The 23,198-nt window shown below is 38.2% G+C and carries 25 protein-coding genes; 4 read left to right on the top strand and 21 right to left on the bottom strand.

Annotated features, from left to right (window positions below; genetic code table 11):
• Positions 1-9 precede the first annotated feature (9 nt).
• Genes V7D18_RS26295 through sufU form a run of 3 tightly spaced genes read left to right on the top strand, consistent with a single transcriptional unit; the run spans position 10 to position 2,729 of the window.
• Positions 10-1,095 carry a SufB/SufD family protein gene (locus V7D18_RS26295; protein WP_426158885.1) on the top strand — a complete coding sequence of 362 codons (1,086 nt, stop codon included), beginning with the start codon at positions 10-12 and terminating at the stop codon, positions 1,093-1,095.
• The gene (locus V7D18_RS26290) at positions 1,073-2,299 is read left to right on the top strand and encodes a cysteine desulfurase (protein WP_426158883.1); all 1,227 of its coding nucleotides are present in this window, start codon (positions 1,073-1,075) and stop codon (positions 2,297-2,299) included. The genes V7D18_RS26295 and V7D18_RS26290 overlap by 23 nt, the downstream gene beginning before the upstream one ends.
• A complete protein-coding gene (sufU, locus tag V7D18_RS26285) occupies positions 2,289-2,729 on the top strand; it encodes a Fe-S cluster assembly sulfur transfer protein SufU (RefSeq protein WP_426158881.1) in 441 nt (146 codons plus the stop codon). Before V7D18_RS26290 ends, sufU begins: the two co-directional genes overlap by 11 nt.
• 85 nt (positions 2,730-2,814) lie before the next feature.
• Here sufU and pepT read toward each other — a convergent pair whose 3' ends face one another.
• The 16 genes from pepT to V7D18_RS26205 all read right to left on the bottom strand — a co-directional run bounded on the left by pepT (position 2,815) and on the right by V7D18_RS26205 (position 17,241).
• Positions 2,815-4,041: a peptidase T gene (pepT, locus tag V7D18_RS26280; protein WP_426158879.1), complete on the bottom strand. Its 1,227-nt coding sequence runs from the start codon at positions 4,039-4,041 to the stop codon at positions 2,815-2,817.
• A 376-nt stretch (positions 4,042-4,417) separates the two neighbouring features.
• Positions 4,418-4,696, bottom strand: a complete 279-nt coding sequence (locus V7D18_RS26275) for a DUF4160 domain-containing protein (RefSeq protein ID WP_426158877.1) — start codon at positions 4,694-4,696, stop codon at positions 4,418-4,420.
• On the bottom strand, positions 4,689-4,958 hold the full coding sequence (locus V7D18_RS26270) for a hypothetical protein (RefSeq protein ID WP_426158875.1): 270 nt from the start codon (positions 4,956-4,958) through the stop codon (positions 4,689-4,691). Before V7D18_RS26270 ends, V7D18_RS26275 begins: the two co-directional genes overlap by 8 nt.
• Before the next feature lie 80 nt (positions 4,959-5,038).
• Positions 5,039-5,650, bottom strand: coding sequence for a hypothetical protein (locus V7D18_RS26265; protein WP_426158874.1), 612 nt, complete (start codon positions 5,648-5,650; stop codon positions 5,039-5,041).
• A gap of 31 nt (positions 5,651-5,681) precedes the next feature.
• Positions 5,682-6,236 (bottom strand): DUF2628 domain-containing protein, encoded by a 555-nt coding sequence (locus V7D18_RS26260; protein WP_426158872.1) that lies wholly within the window; start codon positions 6,234-6,236, stop codon positions 5,682-5,684.
• Positions 6,226-7,467, bottom strand: a complete 1,242-nt coding sequence (locus V7D18_RS26255; RefSeq protein WP_426158870.1) for a hypothetical protein — start codon at positions 7,465-7,467, stop codon at positions 6,226-6,228. Before V7D18_RS26255 ends, V7D18_RS26260 begins: the two co-directional genes overlap by 11 nt.
• A 32-nt stretch (positions 7,468-7,499) precedes the next feature.
• A complete protein-coding gene (locus V7D18_RS26250; protein ID WP_426158868.1) occupies positions 7,500-7,901 on the bottom strand; it encodes a DUF3592 domain-containing protein in 402 nt (133 codons plus the stop codon).
• 147 nt (positions 7,902-8,048) lie between these two features.
• Positions 8,049-8,462, bottom strand: a complete 414-nt coding sequence (locus V7D18_RS26245) for a DUF3592 domain-containing protein (RefSeq protein ID WP_426158866.1) — start codon at positions 8,460-8,462, stop codon at positions 8,049-8,051.
• A 162-nt stretch (positions 8,463-8,624) separates the two neighbouring features.
• Entirely contained in the window at positions 8,625-8,756 is a 132-nt protein-coding gene (locus tag V7D18_RS26240) for a hypothetical protein (protein ID WP_426158865.1), read from the bottom strand.
• A gap of 29 nt (positions 8,757-8,785) precedes the next feature.
• Positions 8,786-9,181, bottom strand: coding sequence for a DUF3592 domain-containing protein (locus V7D18_RS26235; protein ID WP_426158863.1), 396 nt, complete (start codon positions 9,179-9,181; stop codon positions 8,786-8,788).
• A 23-nt stretch (positions 9,182-9,204) separates the two neighbouring features.
• The gene (locus V7D18_RS26230; RefSeq protein WP_426158862.1) at positions 9,205-11,196 is read right to left on the bottom strand and encodes a hypothetical protein; all 1,992 of its coding nucleotides are present in this window, start codon (positions 11,194-11,196) and stop codon (positions 9,205-9,207) included.
• Between the two features lie 27 nt (positions 11,197-11,223).
• Positions 11,224-11,754: a hypothetical protein gene (locus V7D18_RS26225; RefSeq protein WP_426158860.1), complete on the bottom strand. Its 531-nt coding sequence runs from the start codon at positions 11,752-11,754 to the stop codon at positions 11,224-11,226.
• An 8-nt stretch (positions 11,755-11,762) separates the two neighbouring features.
• On the bottom strand, positions 11,763-13,094 hold the full coding sequence (locus V7D18_RS26220) for a phage baseplate assembly protein V (protein ID WP_426158858.1): 1,332 nt from the start codon (positions 13,092-13,094) through the stop codon (positions 11,763-11,765).
• Positions 13,094-13,666 carry a hypothetical protein gene (locus V7D18_RS26215; protein WP_426158857.1) on the bottom strand — a complete coding sequence of 191 codons (573 nt, stop codon included), beginning with the start codon at positions 13,664-13,666 and terminating at the stop codon, positions 13,094-13,096. The genes V7D18_RS26220 and V7D18_RS26215 overlap by 1 nt, the downstream gene beginning before the upstream one ends.
• 24 nt (positions 13,667-13,690) lie before the next feature.
• Positions 13,691-15,292: a hypothetical protein gene (locus V7D18_RS26210; protein ID WP_426158856.1), complete on the bottom strand. Its 1,602-nt coding sequence runs from the start codon at positions 15,290-15,292 to the stop codon at positions 13,691-13,693.
• A gap of 422 nt (positions 15,293-15,714) precedes the next feature.
• Entirely contained in the window at positions 15,715-17,241 is a 1,527-nt protein-coding gene (locus V7D18_RS26205) for a S8 family peptidase (protein ID WP_426158855.1), read from the bottom strand.
• Positions 17,242-17,609: 368 nt separating this feature from the next.
• Between V7D18_RS26205 and V7D18_RS26200 the strand changes: the two genes are divergently transcribed.
• Positions 17,610-18,524 carry a helix-turn-helix domain-containing protein gene (locus V7D18_RS26200; RefSeq protein ID WP_426158854.1) on the top strand — a complete coding sequence of 305 codons (915 nt, stop codon included), beginning with the start codon at positions 17,610-17,612 and terminating at the stop codon, positions 18,522-18,524.
• Positions 18,525-18,600: 76 nt separating this feature from the next.
• On the opposite strand, the gene hisIE is transcribed toward V7D18_RS26200, so the two are convergent.
• From hisIE to hisG, 5 genes are read right to left on the bottom strand one after another with little or no spacing between them, the layout of a single operon-like run.
• Positions 18,601-19,890, bottom strand: coding sequence for a bifunctional phosphoribosyl-AMP cyclohydrolase/phosphoribosyl-ATP diphosphatase HisIE (gene hisIE / locus V7D18_RS26195; protein ID WP_426158852.1), 1,290 nt, complete (start codon positions 19,888-19,890; stop codon positions 18,601-18,603).
• Positions 19,887-20,630 carry a 1-(5-phosphoribosyl)-5-[(5-phosphoribosylamino)methylideneamino]imidazole-4-carboxamide isomerase gene (gene hisA / locus V7D18_RS26190; protein ID WP_426158850.1) on the bottom strand — a complete coding sequence of 248 codons (744 nt, stop codon included), beginning with the start codon at positions 20,628-20,630 and terminating at the stop codon, positions 19,887-19,889. Before hisA ends, hisIE begins: the two co-directional genes overlap by 4 nt.
• A gap of 11 nt (positions 20,631-20,641) precedes the next feature.
• On the bottom strand, positions 20,642-21,229 hold the full coding sequence (gene hisB, locus V7D18_RS26185; RefSeq protein WP_426158849.1) for an imidazoleglycerol-phosphate dehydratase HisB: 588 nt from the start codon (positions 21,227-21,229) through the stop codon (positions 20,642-20,644).
• A gap of 11 nt (positions 21,230-21,240) precedes the next feature.
• Entirely contained in the window at positions 21,241-22,548 is a 1,308-nt protein-coding gene (hisD, locus tag V7D18_RS26180) for a histidinol dehydrogenase (protein WP_426158847.1), read from the bottom strand.
• On the bottom strand, positions 22,545-23,195 hold the full coding sequence (gene hisG, locus V7D18_RS26175) for an ATP phosphoribosyltransferase (protein ID WP_426158846.1): 651 nt from the start codon (positions 23,193-23,195) through the stop codon (positions 22,545-22,547). The genes hisD and hisG overlap by 4 nt, the downstream gene beginning before the upstream one ends.
• Positions 23,196-23,198 lie beyond the last annotated feature (3 nt).

The raw sequence follows: 23,198 nt of genomic DNA, 5'->3' as shown, positions 1-23,198 counted from the left end.
AACACAAACATGAATACACAAATCAATCGGCTCCCGGTTCCTACCTGGAACCGGACAGGGGTAAACTGGCTGGATAAAAAAGCGCTGCCTCCTGAAAGAGAATATACGCAGGGGGGTCACCTCCCTTATGATGGTGTCCTTCCTCACGGAATCAGTCTGATGAACGATCTTCCGGAAGAAATTGCTGCAATTCCAAGCGGGATGGGTGATTGGATGAATGAGTTTATCAGGAAGGGTGCAGACAAAACCTGCTACTTATCGGGAGAAGGATCCCCCAGTGAGCCTGTTATTATCACCCAGACTCTGGACCTTACCCATCCGGTTATCAGAGCTCATTATGCTATAAACGCAAAGCCAGGAAGTAATCTCACGGTAGTTCAGATTAACCGCGGAGATGCAAAAGACGGCGTTCTTTCAAGCTTAACACAGATTGATGCCCAGGAAAATTCCGTTGTCCGTCTGATTTCTGTCCAACTGCTTGGAGAAAACAGCCAGAGCTTTGATGCCGTAGGTGCACGCATTGGAAAAGGTGCCAGGGTAGAACTCATTCGGGCCGTTCTGGGAGGAAAAACAGCGGCATGCGGTTCGCTGGCTCATCTGGAGGGTCAGGGAGGCGGCTACCAACAGGATACTGCATACTTTTCTGATAAGAAGCAGATTTTTGATTTTAATGACATTGCCCGTCACGCTGGCAGAGTAACGGAAAGCGATATGCATACAGCCGGGGTTCTTGCAGGCTACAGCAGCAAGATTTTAAGAGGAACCATTGACTTTAAGGCAGGATGTGCACACTCTGTGGGACACGAAAATGAAACCGTGCTTCTGCTAAGTCCCAGCGCCAGAAACAGGACTGTTCCCTTAATCCTGTGCGGAGAAGAAGCTGTTGAGGGACAGCATGCAGCCAGCTTGGGACAGTTTGATGAAAGGCAGCTCTACTATCTGTGCTCCAGAGGGCTTAGCCTGATGGAGGCAAAGCGCATGCTGGTAGAAGCCCGCTTTATGCCTGTTCTTCATAAAATAACTCCGGATGATCTGCGCATGGAGATTCTGAATATCATTGAAAGGAGGCTCGATGAACATGAAACCAATTCGTGATCAGTTTCCTATTCTGTCTGTTCCAGAAAATGGAAAGAGACTGATATACTTAGATAACGCAGCAACTTCATTCAAACCTCTTTCCGTTTTAGAGGCAGTGGATAATTACTACCGTATGGATAATGCCAATCCCCACAGAGGCGTTTACACCCTGGGGGTCCGTTCCACGGATATTCATGAAAACGCCAGGCTCTCTGCGGCCCGCTTTGTAAATGCCGGACCGGAAGAAATTATTTTTACCCAGAATGCTACAGAAGCTCTTAATCTGATTGCTTACAGCTACGGTATGGAATTCTTAAAAGAAGGGGACGAAATTCTTATCTCCGTGGCGGAACACCACAGCAACCTGGTTCCCTGGCAGAGAGTTGCAAAACACACTGGTTCCAAGCTGGTTTATCTCTATCCGGGACCAGACGGGAGGATTACAGAGGAAGAACTGGACCAGAAAATAAGCTCAGCCACCAGACTGATCGCCATTGCTCACGTATCCAACGTACTGGGGTCGGAAGCACCGGTAAAATCCATTGTGGAACACGCCCGTCTATGCGGCGCTGCAGTGGTTCTGGACTGCGCCCAGAGTGTATCTCATATGCCGGTTGACGTCAAAGAACTGGGAGTGGATTTTGCAGCATTTTCCGGTCATAAGATGTATGCCCCCATGGGCATTGGTGTTTTATATGGAAAAAAAGAACTGCTTGAGAAAATGCCCCCGTTTTTAAGCGGAGGTGATATGATTGCAAGCGTCCATGAACAAACCGCTACCTATGCAGAAGTACCACGCCGTTTCGAGGCGGGAACGAGAAATGTAGGCGGCGAGGCAGGCCTGGCGGCAGCCATGGAATATATTACTTCCATAGGCTGGGAAGCGATCCGTGACCATGAGCGCGCACTGATGGACCAGATGCTGAATGGGCTGAATGCTCTGCCCTATGTCACTGTATACGGCAGTACAGACAGCCGTGACCGGTTTGGGGTTATCTCCTTTAATGTGGACGGGGTTCATCCCCATGATACTGCAACCATTCTGGATTCAGAAGGAATCGCAGTCCGTGCCGGTCATCACTGCGCCCAGCCATTAATGGATTATCTGGGAATTGGTTCCTGTGTCCGGGCAAGCATTGCTATATACAATACAGAGGAAGATATTTCGGTATTTTTAAACAGTTTAGAACAGGTAAGGAGGTGGATGGGTTATGGAGCTTAACGCTTTATACAATCAGATTATTGTGGAAAACAGCCGTTCCAGTCAGAACCGCCACAAGGTATCAGAGGCGACAGCCAGCCTGGAAGGAGTCAATCCCAGCTGCGGCGATGACATTGTTCTGGAACTGCGGGTGAAGGACGGAATTATTGAAGATGCCGGATTTACCGGAGAAGGCTGTGCCATTTCCCAGGCTTCCGCGTCTCTCATGATTGATCTCATTCTTGGAAAGCCGGTTGAAGAGGCTCAGAATCTGCTTAAAACCTTTCTGGGGATGATAAAAGGAGAAATATCAGATGAGGAGCAGCTGGATTCCCTTGAGGATGCGATTGCCCTGAAAGGAATTTCCCATATGCCGGGCAGAGTGAAATGTGCTGTCCTTCCCTGGCATACATTAATGGGGATCCTTGACGAACCGGAAACCACAAAATAAACAAATGATAAAAAAACGTCCGGAACTGGTTTTGGCAGTATACCATCAAAATCAGTTCCGGACGTTTTATATTTATTAAATAAAATTACTTTTCAGAAAACTTTTCAACAATTTTAAGAAGCAGTTTCACTACCTTTTCCATGGACTGAACCGGGATAAATTCAAATTTTCCATGATAATTGTAACCACCGGTGCAAAGGTTTGGACAGGGAAGCCCCTCATAGGATAATCGTGCTCCATCTGTACCGCCTCTGATCGGAGTAACCAGCGGCTCAATTCCCAGATCTTCCATCGCCGTCTTTGCAATATCGATCAGGTACATATGGGGTTCAATCTTTTCCTTCATGTTAAAATAGCTGTCTTTTAAGATCAGTTCTACTGTCCCGCTTTGATATCTCTGGTTTAAATAATCTGCCACACGGGTCATAAATTCTTTCTTTTCTTCAAACTTCTTCTTGCTGTGATCACGGATAATATAATCCAGTCTGGCTTCCTCAACGCTCCCAATCATGGAATCCAGGTGGTAGAATCCTTCGTATCCTTCCGTATACATAGGGTTCTCACATGCCGGAAGCATGTTATGAAATTCCATACCCATTAAAAGCGCATTTCTCATTCTTCCTTTGGAAGAACCGGGGTGGATGCTGGATCCGTGGATTAAAACTCTGGCAGAAGCAGCATTGAAATTTTCGTACTCCAGCTCTCCTAACCCACCGCCGTCCACAGTATAAGCAACATCAGCGGCAAATCCTTTCACATCAAAGAAATCTGCCCCTCTGCCCACTTCTTCATCCGGTGTAAATCCGATTCGGATGGTTCCATGAGGAATCTCCGGATGGGCAAGTAAGTATTCCGCCATAGTCATGATCTCAGCCACACCAGCCTTATCATCTGCTCCTAACAGGGTTGTCCCATCTGTAGTTATAATATCCTGTCCGATATATTTTAATAGATCCGGAAAATCTTCCGGGCTCATGGTAAGTCCTGTATCCGCATTCATCAGAATATCCTTACCATCGTAATTCGTTACGATCTGCGGCTTTACACCTGCACCGGAGTAGGCTGGCGAGGTATCCATGTGAGCGATAAATCCCAACACCGGGACTGCTTTGTCCATAGTAGACGGAATGGTAGCGTACACATAGCTGTGCTCGTCAATTCTTACATCTGCAGCCTTCATGGCCTGCAGTTCTTTCACCAGTTCTTCTGCAAGTATCCGCTGCTTTGAAGTACTTGGAACAGCGTCAACCTCATCCTTTGACTGGGTATCATAGGATACATATTTTAAAAAATGATTGATTACTTCTGACATTGTTAATCGCCTCTTTTTCAATATTTTCTGGTAACGGCATGTACGATTTCAGCCGGATCCAGTTCTCCTGAAGGGTCTGTATATTCAGGTAGTATTCTCCGGATCATCCGGAAAAATTACCAGAAAGGACCAATTGGATTTCCTTATTATACCATAATGCGCTTTTAATGTCTATTAAGCCTGAAAAACCATATCTGAAGATTATTATTGTGGCTTTGTACTTAATTTTTTTCCATCTTCGTTATGCCGTTTTCCAAATATCTGCTACAAAACCCTATAAAAACTTCTTCTCTATCCCCCAAGGATTCCTGATTTAAATATATAAGCGACATAGGTTTCCGTATATATAGAAACATTCTATGTCGCTAATTATAGTTTAACAATAAAATTTAATTTCTTCCAGCATGAAAAACTTTTTCCACTCAGAACAGATTAAAAAAAACTGGGCTGCTATGAATTCCATCAGTTCATTTAATTCTTTAGTTGCAATCTGACTGCCATTACTTGCTAAGATGCAGCCTCCGGCTCTTGTAATCCATATTTTTGTACTATTGGGACTTGGTGTACCTTTTGATATATGAACATGTATAGGTTCTCCGTTTTCGTTTGACCAAAAATATACTTTATAGCCACTTACAACAAATAGACTAGGCAATATGGATACCCCCATTTTGAGCGTACTTAAATAATAAATGAGCATTACTCTGAAGCAATTTTTCAAAATATTTTATCTCTTCTTGAGAATATCCCTCCTGTGATATCCATTTATAGCTAGGCATTTCACATCTGGCTGAATCAAATCCTTCTTCTGTTGGCCTCTCAAAATTCACCTCCACACACTCAATACCTTCTTTTAATATAATATGGGAGTGCACTACTTCCGTACCATCTGCCAACGTCATATAAGGATACATCATAACATTCCCTCCAAACTATTTGTTTTAAATACGGTCTATTCAACTTATTTTAGTAATATTATATCATTACTCAATACTTTTTACAAGTAATCTTCTGTTTCATCTTCATATACCGCAATCAATTCAGAATTATCTAAATATTCACCCAGCATAAATTTCACATTAGACTCCTTTAAGATAAACACATCATCCTCTTTTAAAATATTTTTTATAATAGTGATAATCCACGCATTTGCTAAATAGTGAAACTTTTGCTGCAGCTGTATTAGCATATCATTTATTTCATGCCTTAATACGCGGGTCTGTTTATTCAATTTTTCAATAATCTCATTTTCAATGTTATAATAGCAATCAAATATATATTTAAAATCCCATAATTCTGTACACTCAATTTCTGAAATGCAGTCTCTTTTATCGTAGAAATTGATTTTATAGCATGGGGAATGATCTAAAAAGCTTGTATGCAAAAACGATAAATATATCCATTTCAGAGTCCCTACCTCGCCAGAATCCTGTAATTTTATGTATTGGCTGTAAATATTATTAAGGACAATTTTCAGACCATCAGTAATTTCAGCAATATATGAATCAATTTCTTTTTCTATCTTCTGTGAATACCATAGAAAACGAGCATCTGCAATAGTCTGCAGCTCATTTATAACTTTATTTTTTAAATTTGCTTCATTAATCAATGATCAAGACTCCTTCTTTTAATAAGCCAGTCTAGATTTGGGCCATTACAGTAGCCATTGCAATTCCAATTGCTCCTACAACAGCATCTCCAAAATCTAGTAAAATAAAAAAAACAATTGCACTCCATATAGAAGCACCTTTACATTCTACAGAATTTGCCAACTTTTGAATTATACTTCGTTTTTTTCCATCTTCCCAATGAGAAGCATCTATTCTCTTTTTTATCTTCCACCAGTAGATGGAATCAGCCAGCTTTCCTATTATCAGAAATTTTACAATCCAAAGTAAAAATAATAACAGTCCGGCAGATTCTTTGGTATATATTATATTTGCTAAAATTAACATATAAATAATAAACGAAGCAAATAATGTAATTACAGAAGAAATGAACCATAATAAGAATCCTTCTATCCACATCATTCGATAAGCAAACCATGATGGACCAAAAAATGCAGCGGCTCCATTAAATTTTTTCTTTCTATCAATTTGTCTGAATCTATTTAAGTACTCTTCTTGATTTTTTTCCAGATATCCTCTTATCTCTGATATTGAATATCCGCCTATCTGGTTTTCATCATAGTCCATTTTCGTCACTCTTCACTTCTCCCCATTTTTCTTTTAAATCTGTCTCTGCCTGTTTAAGCTGTTCTTGTGACCAATTTTCATAATCTAAATCTGTTTGCACAAGATTTTTGTACGCATATATTAACATGTCTTTATACCTGCCAAATGGATCATTAAATCCTTCGTGCTGCCAAAGATAGTATGCTCTGGCATAACACTTAACCTCTTGCTCAGGTTGTTTTAAGTTTTCATACGCCCATGCTAACTCAATATAGGTTGAATATGCCAACTCTGGGTACGATGAACATTGAGCTAAAGCTTTCTCATAATCCTCAATTGCTTTATATTGATCCTGGCTTATAAAGGAGTAGAGAGCACCTCTTCTGCCATAAGCAAATAGTAAATCGTAGTGATTGCTTGCCTGCCAGTTTTCCAAAATTTCTATGCATTTATTATAACATTTCAATGCTTTATCAAAATTCTCTGAATTGTTAGAATAATAGTTTCCCATTTCAAGATAGAGATTTGCCTCTACAGATTTATACTGATAAGTATTCTGATTTAATTGTAATGCCTTTTTCATATAATTAATACCTGCGTCATTACCAACATAGTTAAAATCGGCCAGTGCAATCATATAATAATTGTAGGCCCCGATTGCCTGATTTGATCCTAATAATTTTCTTTCTCGTTTTATTAGTTTTTTTGCGGTTTTAATCACCTGCTTATAACTTAATTCACTATTCAGGTATTTCTTTTTTAACATATTGGTATCCAGAATCAGGCGTTTTACTGGATCTGAGATATCCTTTTCATAAGCTTCTTCTGCATAGAGATCAACTTCATCTCTTTTATCTTGATATAGACAGCACTCAGATAAATTTGTTAATGCACATGCTTTTTCTTCTTCCGTAACCGACAGATCTAGAGCCGCTTTTAAGTGGCGTTCTGCATCATCAAATTTTCTGAGACGCAAATAAGCAACACCTAGCGCATTTTCTGTTTTTGCATCACGCTCCATTCCCTGCAATTGTTCTATTACAGAATTCAGTACATCTCCATTTTCTTTCAACTGTGTGACCAGGCCCTTGTAGTTTTCCTGTTCCGCCTCCTCACAAAGCATTAAAATCCAGTTATTATCCACGATATACCAGGTATCATCTGCTAGCGTTAGCGTTCTTTTATGACAGCCTGTAAGCAGGATACTGATAATGAAAATAAAAGCTAAATATTTAAAACATTTTCTCATCATATCTCCTATGCATTCTTCAAATAAATATTTTATTATAAACCTAAATGCTTAGCAATTATTACTGCAAGTATAATAATTGACATAACCAAGCCGAAAATAGCTTGACCTAAATAAACATTCTCTTTACCAGAAACTATAAATTTTTCTGGTTTTTTTTTATCATATTTTATAATTGTTTCTTCTCCTATTGTAAAATTATTCGGACATTTATCACCAAAAGGAAATTCTTCCTGATATGTGATTCCAGCCACAGTATATTCATAAACTGGATAATATATATAAACCTTACTATTTCTCCCATTATGACTAACTTTATTTATGGAAACTATCTTACCTTCCGATCTTCCATCATATTGATGAGATTTTATATTAGCAATAAATGATATTAAAAATAATAAAAAAGAACACAAAAGTAAAAAATATATAATAAACACTAGGTATTCTCTCCATACTTTCTTATATGTTTTTCATAAAAAAGCCTTTATTTTGGCCTGTTTATGAAATTATTTAAAGTTTCTTTACTTTGACTAAGCAGTTTTTTGAGCGAAAACCACATCTTTTTGATATAAAATGAATTAGCATCAATTGTTTAAATAATATCCAATCATAACTATAAAAACAGAAACCATTCCTATAAATCCTCCAATTGCCTTATGTAACCAAAATTTTTCTTTATTCATCGGTACATATTTATAAGGATTATTCTTATCATATTGAAGGATTACTTTTTTACCTATAAACACATTTTTTGTTGATTCATCCGCAAAACTAAATTTTTCTTTATATGTAACACCATTAACTGTATATTGATAGATAGGATAATACCTATATTCCTTAGTAAACCTATAATGTGTATATGACTCTGTTATACCTATTATTGTGGCAACAATTTGATCTTTATATTTTTTAGTTTTAACTATCATTATTACACATTCAATAAATGTATTGGCAAATCCAATTAAGAATATGATGCAAATCAAAATAACTCCAAACATTTTTACACTACCTTACAATAATTATTGATAAATATTTCCCGGATTTACATATTTCTTTCTTATGTTTAGTTCTTATGGAAATTGTTGATTAATTACCTAAATATATTTATACTCCTTTTTATAAGTTAAATAAATAATAAACGAAACTAATTCAGAATCTATTTAAGTACTCTTCTTGATTTTCTCCAGATTTCCTCTTATCTCTGTTATAGAATACCCGCCTATTTGATTTTCATCATACTCCATGTTCATCTCTCCTCTTATTCTCCCCCATTTTTCTTTTAAATCTGCCACTGCCTGTTTAAGCTGCTTCTGAGACCAATTTATAAACCTAAATATTTACCAATTATTACTGCCAATATAATACTTGACAAAACAAATCCTAAGACTACCCTATTATGCCATACATTTTTGTCTGTAATAAAGTCTTCTGGATGTGCTTCATCATATTTTAATAATACTTTCTTTCCAACCGGAATTTCTTCTGCTGAAGCTTCACCATAAGGATACTCACATTCGTAAGTAATACCATCTACTGTATAACGAAAACTTGGATAATATGTGTAAACTCTATTAAGTTTATAATAATAAAAGTCTTCTCTAACATTGATGATTATCCCTTCAACTTTTCCTTTATAATTTTTTGATTTTATTACCATAATTAACGACACAATAAATATTGACAATGAAATAATAAATAAAAAATATAATATTTCCATAATAAGTATACTCCTTTAATTAATTACCACATGAAATCCGTATGTTCGCCTGTTTGGAACATACCATCTTCGTAAACCTTGTATTTTATTGTCGTCTTATTGTCTTCAGGTACAGTTTGTAAAAAAATAGATTTTTGTACAGGTTTACAACTTGGTGTATATTCCCCGTTTTTATTTCCTAAGATATCATAATTCCCCTTAAATTGATATTCCTCATAATATGTACTTACTGTAATTATGATTTCTCCCACAAAATTTGCATAAGATTTATAAAAAACATCTTGAAGAATGGTAAAGACGGTTGCTATATTTGAATATTGAGAAACACTTTTTCCGATTGTTTTTGCTAAACTTTCTCCTGATTTTACAATTTTGTGGTAAACAATATTGCCGATTGCCTCTATTGAATTAAAATTGTCGTATGTCAAAAACTCACCAGACTCTATAATATCAGCCAAAGATAAAACAATAGTTAAACCAACACCTAGCCACTCATATGGTCCTGATAACATGGTCATTGCGTTAGCAGCAGCTTCTCCGTACTTAGCCTGTTTCAAAGCTTCCTTAGCTGGTCTAATCGTAATCTCCACATGTGGCGCAGGCTTTCTTGCCTTTTCACATTCTTCATCTATGATATAACCGGGTTCTGCCTTTTCCAATCCTGTTGCATATAAAATAATGCCATGTATAATATTATACGCCTTTATTTTAGAAAATCGCGGTTCCCTATCGGAACTATTATTGTAATCTTTTAATATGCGATTCTCAGCAAACCTAAGCAGATCTATAATATTAGCCTCTATCCTGCTCTTACTGATACTAACCCAATTTCCATTCTGTACAACTTTTATAATACCGCCACATCTGCAGACCAAAAAGGAATCTTCAGTGACAATAGATCGTTCATAAATACTTCTTCTTAACTTACATATTTCTGAATTCAGTGTAGTAAAATTATCAAAAATATTCTGTATCTCCTGTTCCAAATCACCTCTTTTATCTTCAATTCCATGTTTTATTGCAATAGCTTCAAAACCTCGAATGCTTGTTAAAGCTGTAGAGGACTTACTTTTCAATTTGCTAATTTCTAACAAAACAGTATCTATATCGTCGATATAAGCAAGATTCGAGTCACTATCTTCATCTGCGCTATATACCGAAGTGTTGTTTGAATTTGCCCAATCGCTAACTTCTTTTAAACAATCATTTACATGTTTAATCATGTCATTCTGAGCATTTAATTCCTTGTTGAGAATTTTCTTTTTTTCTTCTTCTATTTCTCTTTTTTTCTTTTCATTTTCATCAAAATAGTTTAATAGATTTTTAAAAACCACTGGCTTTGTAACTGCCCAATTTGACGAATCTAAATTTCCTTTCTTCTCTTTGCCCATTGGTAAAGCATATGCCAGATCCAGTGCAAAACCTTGATCCTTTAAATATGTATTAGAACCTTTCTTCAATTTAGCGAGAGTCTCCCGGGTTTGTTTCATATAACTTCCCTGCAACTTCTTAATTTGTGCAATTACTTCAAGTTTATTACTCATTCTGGTTTTATCGTCGGTATTAAACCAGCTGTCTATTAATTCCAGTACACAAGGATAATTTCTAAATTGCTTTGCTGAGCCTTGCTGATTAAGTGAAGATGAAACGCAGTCTGAATAATATTCATATTTATTTAGTAATGCTTTATATTGATCGCTATCTTGAGGGAATTTTTTCATGCTTTTATATAAATTCTGCATTATATCGTTCATAGCACTAATGTAATTGTCAGCCTGACAGCACCCGAATTTATCCAGATTTATAAATGGCTCGCAGTCAATATCCCGGATAAACGGGCTGTCCTTACCAAAGACACCATTATTCTTATCGGTTGCTCTTAAAAGTCTGTAATACTCAAAACATTCTGTATCCAGCTTTTTACATTTTGCTGGAGCCTGTTTTGCACAGGAACACATCACGTATGACGAATCCAAAAGATAATTAGGCTTCTGCTTTCCACTCAAATTTTTCATAATCACTTCCCCTATCAATTATATGTATTAATATACCAGCTGAACACGCTCCAGTGTCAATTTTCTGATATCTCTTCTAAGAAGACTCTCCGCCACATCCAGGCGAATAATGACAATATCTGTATCAATACCAGCAATCTTAAATACACTGTAATCCTCGACAGAACTTGCTTTAATAATCAGCTTTTCCAGTTTATTTCTATTTCTTACAGCCTTGTACTCGTCAGGCAGACAGTCTACATTAACAAATAAAGGCGCATAGTAATTGCAGCTGCTCCCATCCAAATTATTTAAAATACACACCGTCTTAAATTGCAATGAACGCTCATAGACGGAAAATACCTTTTTTACACCATCATTAACCAGAAACAATTGTCCATCCAATACATCAATATAATCAAGCGGCCGTTCGGATCTAGCAAAACCCACATTAATATCAGGTATATTGATAGCATTCTCTAATGACATGGCTGCTCTGCGGTTAACAATATCATTTAAGTTTGTTATAACTGGTGTGTGCATGTAAGTCTTATCTTCTTTTATCCAAAAGTAATCCATGAAACCTCCTATTGATACTGAATCGTGAGTCCTGTATGGCTGATTCCATCAGAGATCATCAATGAATTATTATTCTCCCGGAAAATGATTCCTCTACCTGCAACAATGCTGGTTTCCCCTCCACTGGCAAACTCTACGGATTCTGATGCTGTTATATTTACTGCCCTGTTACTGTTAATCATAATCCCTTTTTCATCATCCAGTACAATTGATAATCCTTTATGGTTGGTAATCATTATTTTTTCAGGGGTGAAACGTATTTCTTTATTGTGTTTTGTTCTTAGGGATTTTTCCTCTGGATTTTTACGCATATCACCATCACTTTCCGTATGAACTGCATTTATTACGTATGCCTGATTTGCGTTTTCATCAGGAAAATGTATTCGGATTCTGTCTCCCTTCTCTGGCATACAATACCAGCCGGTGCCTTCTGGCGATGAATAAACGGAGGCAAATGGAAACCAAACAGTATCCTCATTATTAACTTTGCAACCATAGTTACAATTAATTCGTACAACATCATTTTTTACTTTTGAAACTTCCCCCATAAAAGACGCCCCTATTATTTTTTCATTTCCATAGGGTTTTACCTGAAAGCCTTGTTTTTCTCGTAAACAATATCTATGTACTAATTCCTGCTTATAAAGTCTGCTCTCAATTCCATGTACATATAATCTGTGACCATGGAACTCCACAGGTGTGCACAAATTAAGAATTTCACGAGATTCCACAATATATTCCCGTACATGATCCGTAATATTTACTTCATAGAATTCCACATCCAGTTCTGCATCATCTTTTGTGGGTAATCCAAAAAAGAAGCAGATATGGCTGTTCGTACAATCCGGAACCAATACCGTATTTAAGCAGCTTGCCAGTCTCTTTAAAAAGAACCAGTCTGTCTCCCCGTATTGCGCTATAATATTGCAAGATTGTTCGCTAACATGGTTCATAATAACACTGGCATTTTCATTCTCAGAAACAATGTAACGTACAATTTCTTTATATGTCTGATTCTTATTATAAAAAAACCGCACTTTTTCTTCTGTGTCTAATAAAGTTGTTTTAGAAATTGCATGTATTTCCAGTTTAGTTAAATAACCTTCTTCCGTATTGGATATTTTATCAGGTATCCCACGAAAAATTGTATGAACTACTCCATCTTCGTCTGTAATCTCAATTGTGATTTCTGTATCAGGTGTAAATTTGTTCAAAACATCCTTTTCACCAATATAACCTGATATATACGCCAGCATATGTTCATTAACCTCTTTTTTTATCTGGCAGTCTAAAATTTCTATCATAGAAAATGGTTTCACGTTGATACTAATCGCTTTCATTATGCTTCTTCCTTTCCGTGAATTGTATTTAGCAGTTCCAGCATAACCGGTTTCCATTCCAGCCATGCTTCATAAGGACAATTAAAAAGTCCTAAAAGAAATCTTTCATTTATTACTGTTATGGATAAAATATTATATACAGCTCCGTCCAGAGTATGGCTCTTAAATTCCATCCAGCCACACTGGTATTCATCGTTTTCAATATGCCCTTTACCCATAAACTTATTTGCAGGCTGGGCAGTTGTAATCATAATTTGAAATTGATTTAATGTACCATCAATCTTTTCAGCTTCAATCTCCTGCTCAAACAGGCTAAAGGTAAAGTTAACCTCACCTGCCTCATCTGTCATAATGACCTGTGGTCTGTCAACTGACGGGTACTTTTTTGATGCCAGTTCCGGGGCCATCTGTGTAAACTCTTCCGGCATCATAATTCTAAAAAAGGAAAGCAGCTCTATTTGATGAAATTTTATCAGCCTGTCGCCGACATACATTCCTGTTTCACTGTTTATATACTTACTTCTCTTTTGCTCATTTCGCATGAATGCAATTTGTTCGTCCTTATATTTCATGGTACCTCCCAATTAAAAAATTCACTAATTTCTCCCTAAAAATATCAAATCAGATACCTGATGCTCCTTACTGGGATTTTGAAATGAAGGTAATCCGCCTAATATAGCTGAAGAAACAGCTGAATCAGCAATTCCCTGGGGAATACCGGCCATAATATTCGTTGCATATTGGTATGAATTGCTGATGCCAAAGTCCTTACACTCCTGTTCCGGTTTATGCCCAAGCTTATGAGGAAGTCCGCTGATAACTGCTTTTTCGGTTGTCATCCGCATTTCATTTCCTGATAAATCAATACAATCTCCTGATTTCTTATTTTCAAAATGGTATCCCAGTGGTGTATCCATTGTTACGTTACCACCAGTCCGGATCTTAATACCGTCGTTAGCATTAATGAAAATATTCTTTTGGGAAAACAGATTAATACCAAGTTGATCCGATAATGCCATACTTATCTGACTGACTTCACTTGTTAACTCCATTTGAGCTGATTGGATATCTAATCTTTTTCCTTCTTTTGTTTGAAAAGTTTTTACAGAGGCTTCTGGATAATCAATCTTCTCATTTACACTTCCTATCACAATCCCGCTGTTTTCCTTTTCATTTGAAAAATACAATTGAACTTTTGTCCCTTTTTCCGGCATCGCATACATAATATTGCCTGATATCGGAACATATTCGAATGCAAATAATTCCTCATCAAGAGGATTCTTATTTTGATCTAAATCCAGTTTTACTTTTATTTTCTCCTTGGATGTCCATTTAACAGTTCCTCCCAGACACAGTCCGCATATTCTATGGTTATAAAAAGGTTTCATCCCTGCCACAGCCTCTGAACTAAGTTTATATTCTACTTGAATTAAACCATTTTTAAAACTGACATGTTTAGAGATAACTATTTTTTTCGAATCTTTAAACCATACCTTATCTCCCAGCATATAGTTCAGACTTCCGGAAACAGTATATATACAAAAATCTTCTGGATTACATTGAAAGAGCAATCTCTTCTTTCTATATTCCCCCCACTCCATTTGACATTTGTAGTTATTAGTGTCTTCTAACTGATATTGCTTTCCTCCGATAACCCCAACTGATATCTGGGGGTACTCGCCGGTAATCTCCGGTATAACAACGGAACCAAACTGGCTGGCAATTCGTTTACAAAATTCCCAATCGGTTTCTTCATATTGCAATAATGGAGTATTTAGTTCTAATCCGCTTCCACAAGTAAATAAAATATTACGCCCTTTTCCAGAAACAAGATCAAGCATTTGCCGATAGGTCATATGTTTATTCTGATAAAAATAACACTTTTTATTTTGATCAAACTCGTAGCTTGATGATATACATTTAAGCTTTATATAACATTCTTCTCCTTTAAATACGAGTCTTGTTTCTTGTATTATTCCTGTAAATACAGGGATATTTACCCCTTCTTCTTCACATATAAGGGACATTTTCTTCCCTATTAAATCACTGTGGCTTTCATCGGTTATATTATTCATCAATCCTTCTAATTTAAGAATGGCGTGTTCATTCATTTCTGCTGTCATCTCAAAATTCAGCACTTGATTTAATTCTACCGCTCCTGTCACAAATATCTTATCCATACTTACCCCAATCAACATTCTGCCCCCTTCTTATATATAATCCTGTTACTAAATTCTCGCCTAATTATCTGTTTTTAGATGGTATGTATCTACTAAAATTTACCATTTTTCGACATTAATTTCAACCAAAGTGCCAAAATTGTACACGTTAGCTTCCGAAATTGTACTTAGCATATAATTTTAATCTTGTAATTAGGAGTTAAACCCATTTTCTCTACTGAAATCCTCCATGAGATACATACGGTAGAAGAGATGGATTGTATGTCGAAAAAGCCAACCTTCCATCATTATGAAAGGTTGACTCTTTCGACATAGTTTCTGAATCTGTAGATCCCAGGGCATATATTCTTCCGGTCTAAGTTACGTATTGGCATTGATGCTAATACGGTACATCTGCTGCACTCCTACGGCTCTGATGACCTCAAGATGATAGACCGTCATCAGCTCCTGCCGGATCGCATATGCATTTCATATGCTTTTGAAACAGCTTTAAATGCATTTATTCTCCCATGACCGGTATATTTATCAAAACCTTTAGCGCCAATGTCATCTGCAGTAGTTCGGATTATTTCTTCGACTTCACTTGCTTTTAGTTCTGGAGCAACGGAAAGCACAAGTGCTGCAACTCCTGCAACATGTGGGGTCGCAGCAGACGTACCGTTAAAATCTTCTACGTAATTATTAGAACTATAGCCGTCCTTATTCATAATATCAGTTGTGAAAATATGAACACCCGGGGCTGCTACATCAACTTCCGGACCATAATTACTACCCCACCAATATTCGCCGTCTCTACTTGTCTTACTTTTTCTTTCACCATACTCATTACATGCTGCAACAGTTATAACATTATCTAGTCTGCCAGGAAAAGAAACACTGCCATTATCATTGCCAGCTGCAAAACAAACAACGCATCCTTTTCCGTTTCGGCCATTTCGTTTCGCATTATTTATTGCATTTGTAATTGTTTGGCTGTCTTCTCCGCCTCCCCAACTGTTACTAAGGACATCCGCTCCTCTTTCCACAGATTTAGCAATTCCATCTGCAATTTTTGCATCATCAGTAACCCATATTCTTTCGGATCCATCCATAACTCCATACGCAATTCTTATTCCCATTATTTTACATTCCGGAGCCACGCCGGCTATTCCTTTATTATTATTACTTTTTGCGGCCGCTATGCCTGCACAAGCAGTTCCATGCGCATCAGCACTTTTAGGAGTTGGATCATTACGCTTGTAACAAGCATCATACCCGGTTACCAGTTTATCTGGTACATTTAAGTCTTCATGTTTGTAATCCACACCTTCATCAATAATAGCAATAATAATATCTTTATTTCCTTTCGTTATTTTCCATGCTTCTGAAATATGGATGTCTTCACCTGCAATTCCTCCAGTTTGTCCAGTATTGTTAAGAGCCCACTGCTTATTTACATATGTATCATTACTTATTGCTGCCATAGGCTTTAGCAACCGAACAAAATTAGGTTGTGCATATATTACCTTATCATTTTCATGATAAGTATTTGCCATCTCCAATGCACTTACTGCTTTACCTTCTGTGGTTTCCACAAGATATGAATTCTCCTCCCAATTAATATTTTCGATAATTTTAACATTATTAGAATCATTAATCTTATTAATTTCTTCTCTTGTTACATCTGGTTTGAATTGGATAATAAACTGATTTGTAAGTATCATTGGTGTTTTATCTTCTGCTTCTAATACCAGAAAATCATCTTCTTCTCGCTGATTTTTGCTTGAAAATGAAGTAGTATTATAAACTGGATTCTCGCTTATTGTTTCTAAAATAATACCATTTTTCAAGTCAGTTATTTTTGAATTTAGGTTAGAAGTTAAAGATTTGTATTTACTTTCCATATAGCCATTATCTTTAAATGCTCTATATGATTCAGATTTTTTTAAGGGTATTTTTTTTCCATTGCTCCAATAATTTAATTCCATAATAATTCTCCTTCTATTATTTTTTGAATTTGCAAATTCAATAGTAAGAAAGAAATATTAATCATTTTTGTAAACTTGAAACGTTTCTTTAAGGTCTATGAAGCAGCGGTTGGTTGGGTACCCGGGAATTGCCTGCACATCGGTAGGCCGCAGATGTTCTTTTTCCGAATCGTAGAATTTTAAAGATATGAATAACTTTGAATTCATTATTGGAGATTTTATAAATGTTAAATAACTCGCAACCCTGGAATTATACTCATTGTAATCCTTTTCATATACGTTTATAATGAATATACAAAATCTGTACACACATTGTACAGCTAACTACGCTTCAATCCCTTATGATAGGAATTACGGAGGAACGATATATGAACAGCAGTAAAACTTTTGATGATGTAATACAATACCTTGAAAAAAGCATAATTGACGGTCATGAAATCGATTATAACGAGATATCCAAAATAGCCCTGAGTCCTGCAGCTTTGTTCCAGCGCATATTTATATTCGTATCAGGTATCAGTATTGCCGATTATGTAAGAAAGCGCAGGTTAACATTAGCTGGATATGATTTGAAAAACAGCGATATTACTGTTTTGGATGCAGCTATAAAGTACGGATTTCACTCCCATTCTGCCTTTTCGCGGGCATTTAAAGAGCACCATGGAATTACGCCATCCGAAGCGAAGTCTGAAACTGCGAAACTCAATAATTATCTTCCGATTAATTACCTGGAAATGAGATTTATAGGAGGGAAACGGATCATGGCAGATATGAAAAAGATTATTTACAAAGAAACAAAAGAACGCCTGATGGTAGGTCTGGGGCGTGAAACATCATTTTTTGAGGCAGGGAATGTGTGGAGAGAATTTTTTGAAGGGGATACCATTGGTAAACTGGGATCTCTCTCCGATTCAACATGTTGTGAAGATATAGATCCTAATGCTGGTATAGGAATGATGTATGACTTTAAAGATATGAATAATTTTGAATTTATTATTGGAGATTTTATGAATATTGGTACTCAGATTCCGGAAGGTCTGACTGGGAAACATGTTCCCGCTGGATTAGCTGCCCATATTCAGATTGAAGGAAGCAATGTTGCAGAAATACTTGATTCCGCATATTTATTAATCACGGAAGCAATTGAGAAAACCGGTAAACAAATTGATCACGATCATTTTTACTGGTGTGAAGTATACACAAATGAACGTTATTGTGAACCTTTAAGCCGGGGCGAAAAGGTTATTATTGATTATATACTGCCAGTCGTGGATAACAATTAAATACAGTGAAATAAAAACAGGTAAACGGTACCTTAACAGGTTAACCTATCAAGGTACCGTTTACCCTTAGGGACATCTAACGATTTGCCAGTTCCCTGGTGATATCCTCCCAGGTCACACCTTTCTGCGCCATCAGAACCATCATATGATAAAGAAAATCAGAAATCTCATATTTTACTTCCTCGGAATCAGGGTTTTTCGCAGCAATAATAATCTCTGTCGCCTCTTCCCCCAGTTTCTTCAGAATCTTATCAATTCCCTTATCAAAAAGATAATTGGTATAGGAGCCTTCCTTTGGATTTTCCCTTCGATCAAGAATCACTTCAAATACTTCCTCAAACACTTTAAGGGGATTGGAGTCCTGATACTCCTTCTTTACCAGTTCCTGATAAAAACAGCTTCTGGCACCTGTGTGACAGGCAGCACCAATCTGATTTACCTTTGCAAGAAGGGTATCATTGTCGCAATCAAGAGACAGTGATTTTACATACTGATAATGACCGGATGTCTCACCTTTTAACCAAAGGCTTTTACGACTTCTGCTGTAATAGGTCATTAGTCCGGTTTTTAATGTTTTATTAAAAGATTCCTCATTCATATATGCAAGCATGAGAACTTCCCCAGTGCGGTAATCCTGGGTAATAACAGGAATGAGGCCATCTGCGTTTAATTGAAACTCAGAGAATTGTATCGCACTTTCAAACGTATCTACTGCAATTCCCTGCATTTTCAATTCCTGCTTCAGCTCCATACAGCCGGTTTTTCCGTCAGAAATATCAATAATCCCCACAATGTTTTCTCTTTTTAAAGCATCTGACAGGAAAAACGGATCATCTCTAAGTCCTGTAACAAAAAACACCTCTTCCCGGTCAGCAACTGCATCCAGTCCTTCTTCTGTGAGCGCGGTATCTCCTAAGACCATAACAGAAGCTCCCAGCTGTGCATATTCTTCCGTATGAGACAGATAGGATATATCCGGTAAATATGCATAAATTTTATCGTCTCCAAACCGGTCGGAGGCTTCCTTCATCATATCCACATTTTCTTCCATACTCACATCGAGAAAAGCTGCTTTGGCACCGGCATATAAATATTTCTTTACATCCTCCAGACGTTTTACCCTTCCGCCTGCAAGGATAGGAATATCCGAAACTCTTCCAATCTCTTTCATCAGACCGATGGTGCGTTCATGATCTGCTTCCGTTTCTGAAATGTCATAAAGAAAAAGCTCATCTGCGCCATTGTCTCCATAAAAACACGCCAGAGAAAGAGGACGTTCCTCATAACAGACCGATAAATCATCAAGTCTCCACGCTTTCCCTTCACGTATTCCGAAACCTGCAATTAATTTTTTACATTCCATCATACTTTCCTCCCTTGATGGCCCTGCAGTTCAAAGGTCTTTACCGCTTCTGAAAGATCAATCCGCTTCTCATACAATGCTTTTCCAATAATAGCGCCCCGGATACCTGCTTCGTATAATTCTCTTAAATCTTCCATGGAAGACATGCCGCCGGATGCGATCACATCCAGACCTGTTTCGTCCGTCAGTTTTTTTGTATATGCCACATTGGGACCGGAAAGCATTCCGTCCCTGGAAATATCCGTATACACAATATGGCGGATTCCGTATTCCTTCATCTGGGAACAAAGTCCGGAGGCGGTAATTTCGCTTACTTTCTCCCAGCCTTCTACCGCCACCATTCCGTCTTTTGCATCCACGCCTAACACGATCCGGTGTGCTCCAAACCTATGAATCATATCCCTGATAAACTCCGGCTGTTTCACCGCTTTGGTCCCGATAATTACCCGGGCAACCCCTAAAGAAAGCATGGAAGCAATGGCCTCTTCACTGCGGATCCCGCCGCCGATCTCAACCGGGATTGAAACCGCATTGACGATCTTTCGTATTACTTCCTCATTAACCGAATGTCCGGCCAGTGCACCATCTAAATCAACCAGATGAAGATACGTAGCTCCCTGCTCCTGCCAGAGTGCCGCTATCTCTTCCGGTTTGTCAGAATATACGGTAATCTCTTTAAATTCACCTTGCTTTAAACGGACACATTGTCCGTTCTTTAAATCGATTGCTGGATAAAGCTGCATATGGATTCTCCTTATAATGTACCTTTTGTAGACAAAACTCCGGTAATCCGCGGATCCGGCAAAGTAGCATCGTCAAGTGCCTTGGCAAATGCCTTAAATACCCCTTCTATTATATGATGATTGTTATCCCCTGAGAGTTTTCTGATGTGAAGATTCATTTCTGCAGAATAAGATACGGCGTAGAAAAATTCCTTCACCATCTCTGTCTCAAAATCTCCTACCCGCTCTACTGATAAGGGAACATCAAACCCGAGATAAGGCCTGCCGGATAAGTCCACAGCACACAAAATTAAAGTCTCATCCATGGGCAGTATCATATTTCCGTAACGTTTGATGGATTTTTTATCACCCAGTGCTTCCTTAATTGCAGCTCCCAGTACAATTCCCGTATCTTCAATGGTATGGTGGGTATCTACTTCCAGATCTCCCTTAACCGTCAGCTCCAGATCAAAAAAACCATGACGGGCAAAGCTGTTTAACATGTGGTCAAAAAAACCGATGCCTGTATGAATATTGGCAGTTCCGTTTCCATCAATATTGAACTTCATCTGAATATCGGTTTCCCTGGTTAATCGAGATATCACTGCACTTCGTTCCATATTTTCCCCCTCTATTCCTGGATTTCATCCTCTTCAAACCGTATTTTTACCGAATTGGCATGAGCTGTCAGCTGCTCTGCCTGCGCGAAGAAGTCAATCTCCTTGTAAACATCTGCCAGTGCCTCTTTGGAATAGTAAATAATACTTGATTTTTTGATAAAGTCGTCTACACTGAGGGCGGAAAAGAATCTTGCGGTGCCATTGGTAGGAAGAACATGATTGGGTCCTGCAAAATAATCTCCCAAAGGCTCAGAGCTGTATTCCCCGATGAAAATGGCGCCTGCATTCTGAATCCTTGTCATGTCTTCAAAGGGATTCTTAGTAACAATTTCAAGATGTTCCGGCGCAATCTCATTGACGGCAGAGACCGCATCCTTCATATTATCCGCCACAAGAATACAGCCATAATTATCCAGAGATTTATTTATGATCTCAGATCTGGATAGTTTGGAAGCCTGTAATCTGGCTTCTTTTGATACCTTTTCGGCCAGCTCCATGCTGGTTGTTACAAGAATTGCAGAAGCAAGCTCATCATGCTCCGCCTGAGACAACAGATCTGCAGCCACGAATTTTGGATTTGCACTTTCATCTGCAAGCACTAAAATCTCACTGGGGCCTGCAATGCTGTCAATGCTTGCATGACCGTAAACCGCTTTTTTGGCCAGTGCTACAAATATATTGCCGGGACCTACGATTTTATTAACCCTTGGAATGGACTCAGTACCAAAAGCCAGAGCAGCAATCGCCTGTGCTCCTCCCACCTTATACACCTCTGTTGCCCCTGCAAGATGAGCAGCTGTCAGTGTAACCGGATTTACCTTTCCGTCTTTACCAGGAGGCGTTACCATAACGATCCGTCCCACTCCTGCCACCATGGCAGGTATAATATTCATCAGAACAGAAGAAGGATAAGCTGCTTTTCCTCCCGGTACATATACACCTGCGCTCTCAAGAGCCGTTATCTTCTGACCGAGAATGGTTCCGTCCGGCTTGCTGTCAAACCAGCTGTACTGTCTCTGCTTTTCGTGGAACAGCCGGATATTATTCATGGATTTTTCCATAACTTCCAAAAGCTTTGGATCCACGGACTTCACTGCTTCTTCGATTTCCTCTTTCGTTACGCGGATATTGGTCTCGTTCACTCCTGCTTTGTCAAATTCCCTGGTATAGGCAAAGACTGCCTTGTCTCCCTCTTCCTTTACCCGGTCCACAATCTCCTGTACGGTTTTGGCATACGTATCGTATTGATTGGGATCTCTCTTTAACAATCCGGAAAGAATATTCTGTTTGGATGTTTCATCTAATTTTACAATCTTCATTGGTTTTCCTCCTGCAGCAAAAGTCTCAAATCCCGAATCAGCTTTGTGATCCTGTCATTTTCCCGCTTCATGCTCACCTGGTTAACCACCATACGGGCAGAGAGAGGGCAAATCTCTTCCAGTACTGTAAGCCCGTTCTCCTTTAAGGTTGTTCCCGTCTCCACGATGTCAACGATGACCTCAGACAGACCAACGATGGGAGCCAGCTCAATGGAACCGTTAAGCTTAATGATTTCCACAGTCTGATGTTTTTTATTGTAAAAATAATCCTTGGCAATGGCCGGATATTTGGTTGCTACACGGATCCGCTCATGGTGCTTTAAAAGTTCACCGGCTGACTGGGGTCCGCAGACGCACATACGGCAGTTACCGATTCCCAGGTTCATGACCTCATAAAGCTTCCTTCCCTCTTCTAAAATCGTATCTTTCCCAACGATACCGATATCTGCGGCACCGTATTCCACATAAGTGGGAACATCACTGGCCTTTGCCAGGAAAAACCGGATTTTAAGCTCTTCATTGGTAAAGATCAGCTTTCGGGAGTCCTTATCTTTCATCTCTTCGCAGGTGATTCCGATCCGTTCGAACATTTCAAGTGACTGCATGGCCAGACGCCCTTTTGCCAGGGCAAATGTCAGATATCTCATACG

This window comes from Lacrimispora sp. 38-1 (genome assembly GCF_049890855.1).
Taxonomy (GTDB): domain Bacteria; phylum Bacillota; class Clostridia; order Lachnospirales; family Lachnospiraceae; genus Lacrimispora.
Note: the sequence above shows the minus strand (reverse complement) of the source record. Positions and strands in the feature narration are given on the sequence as shown.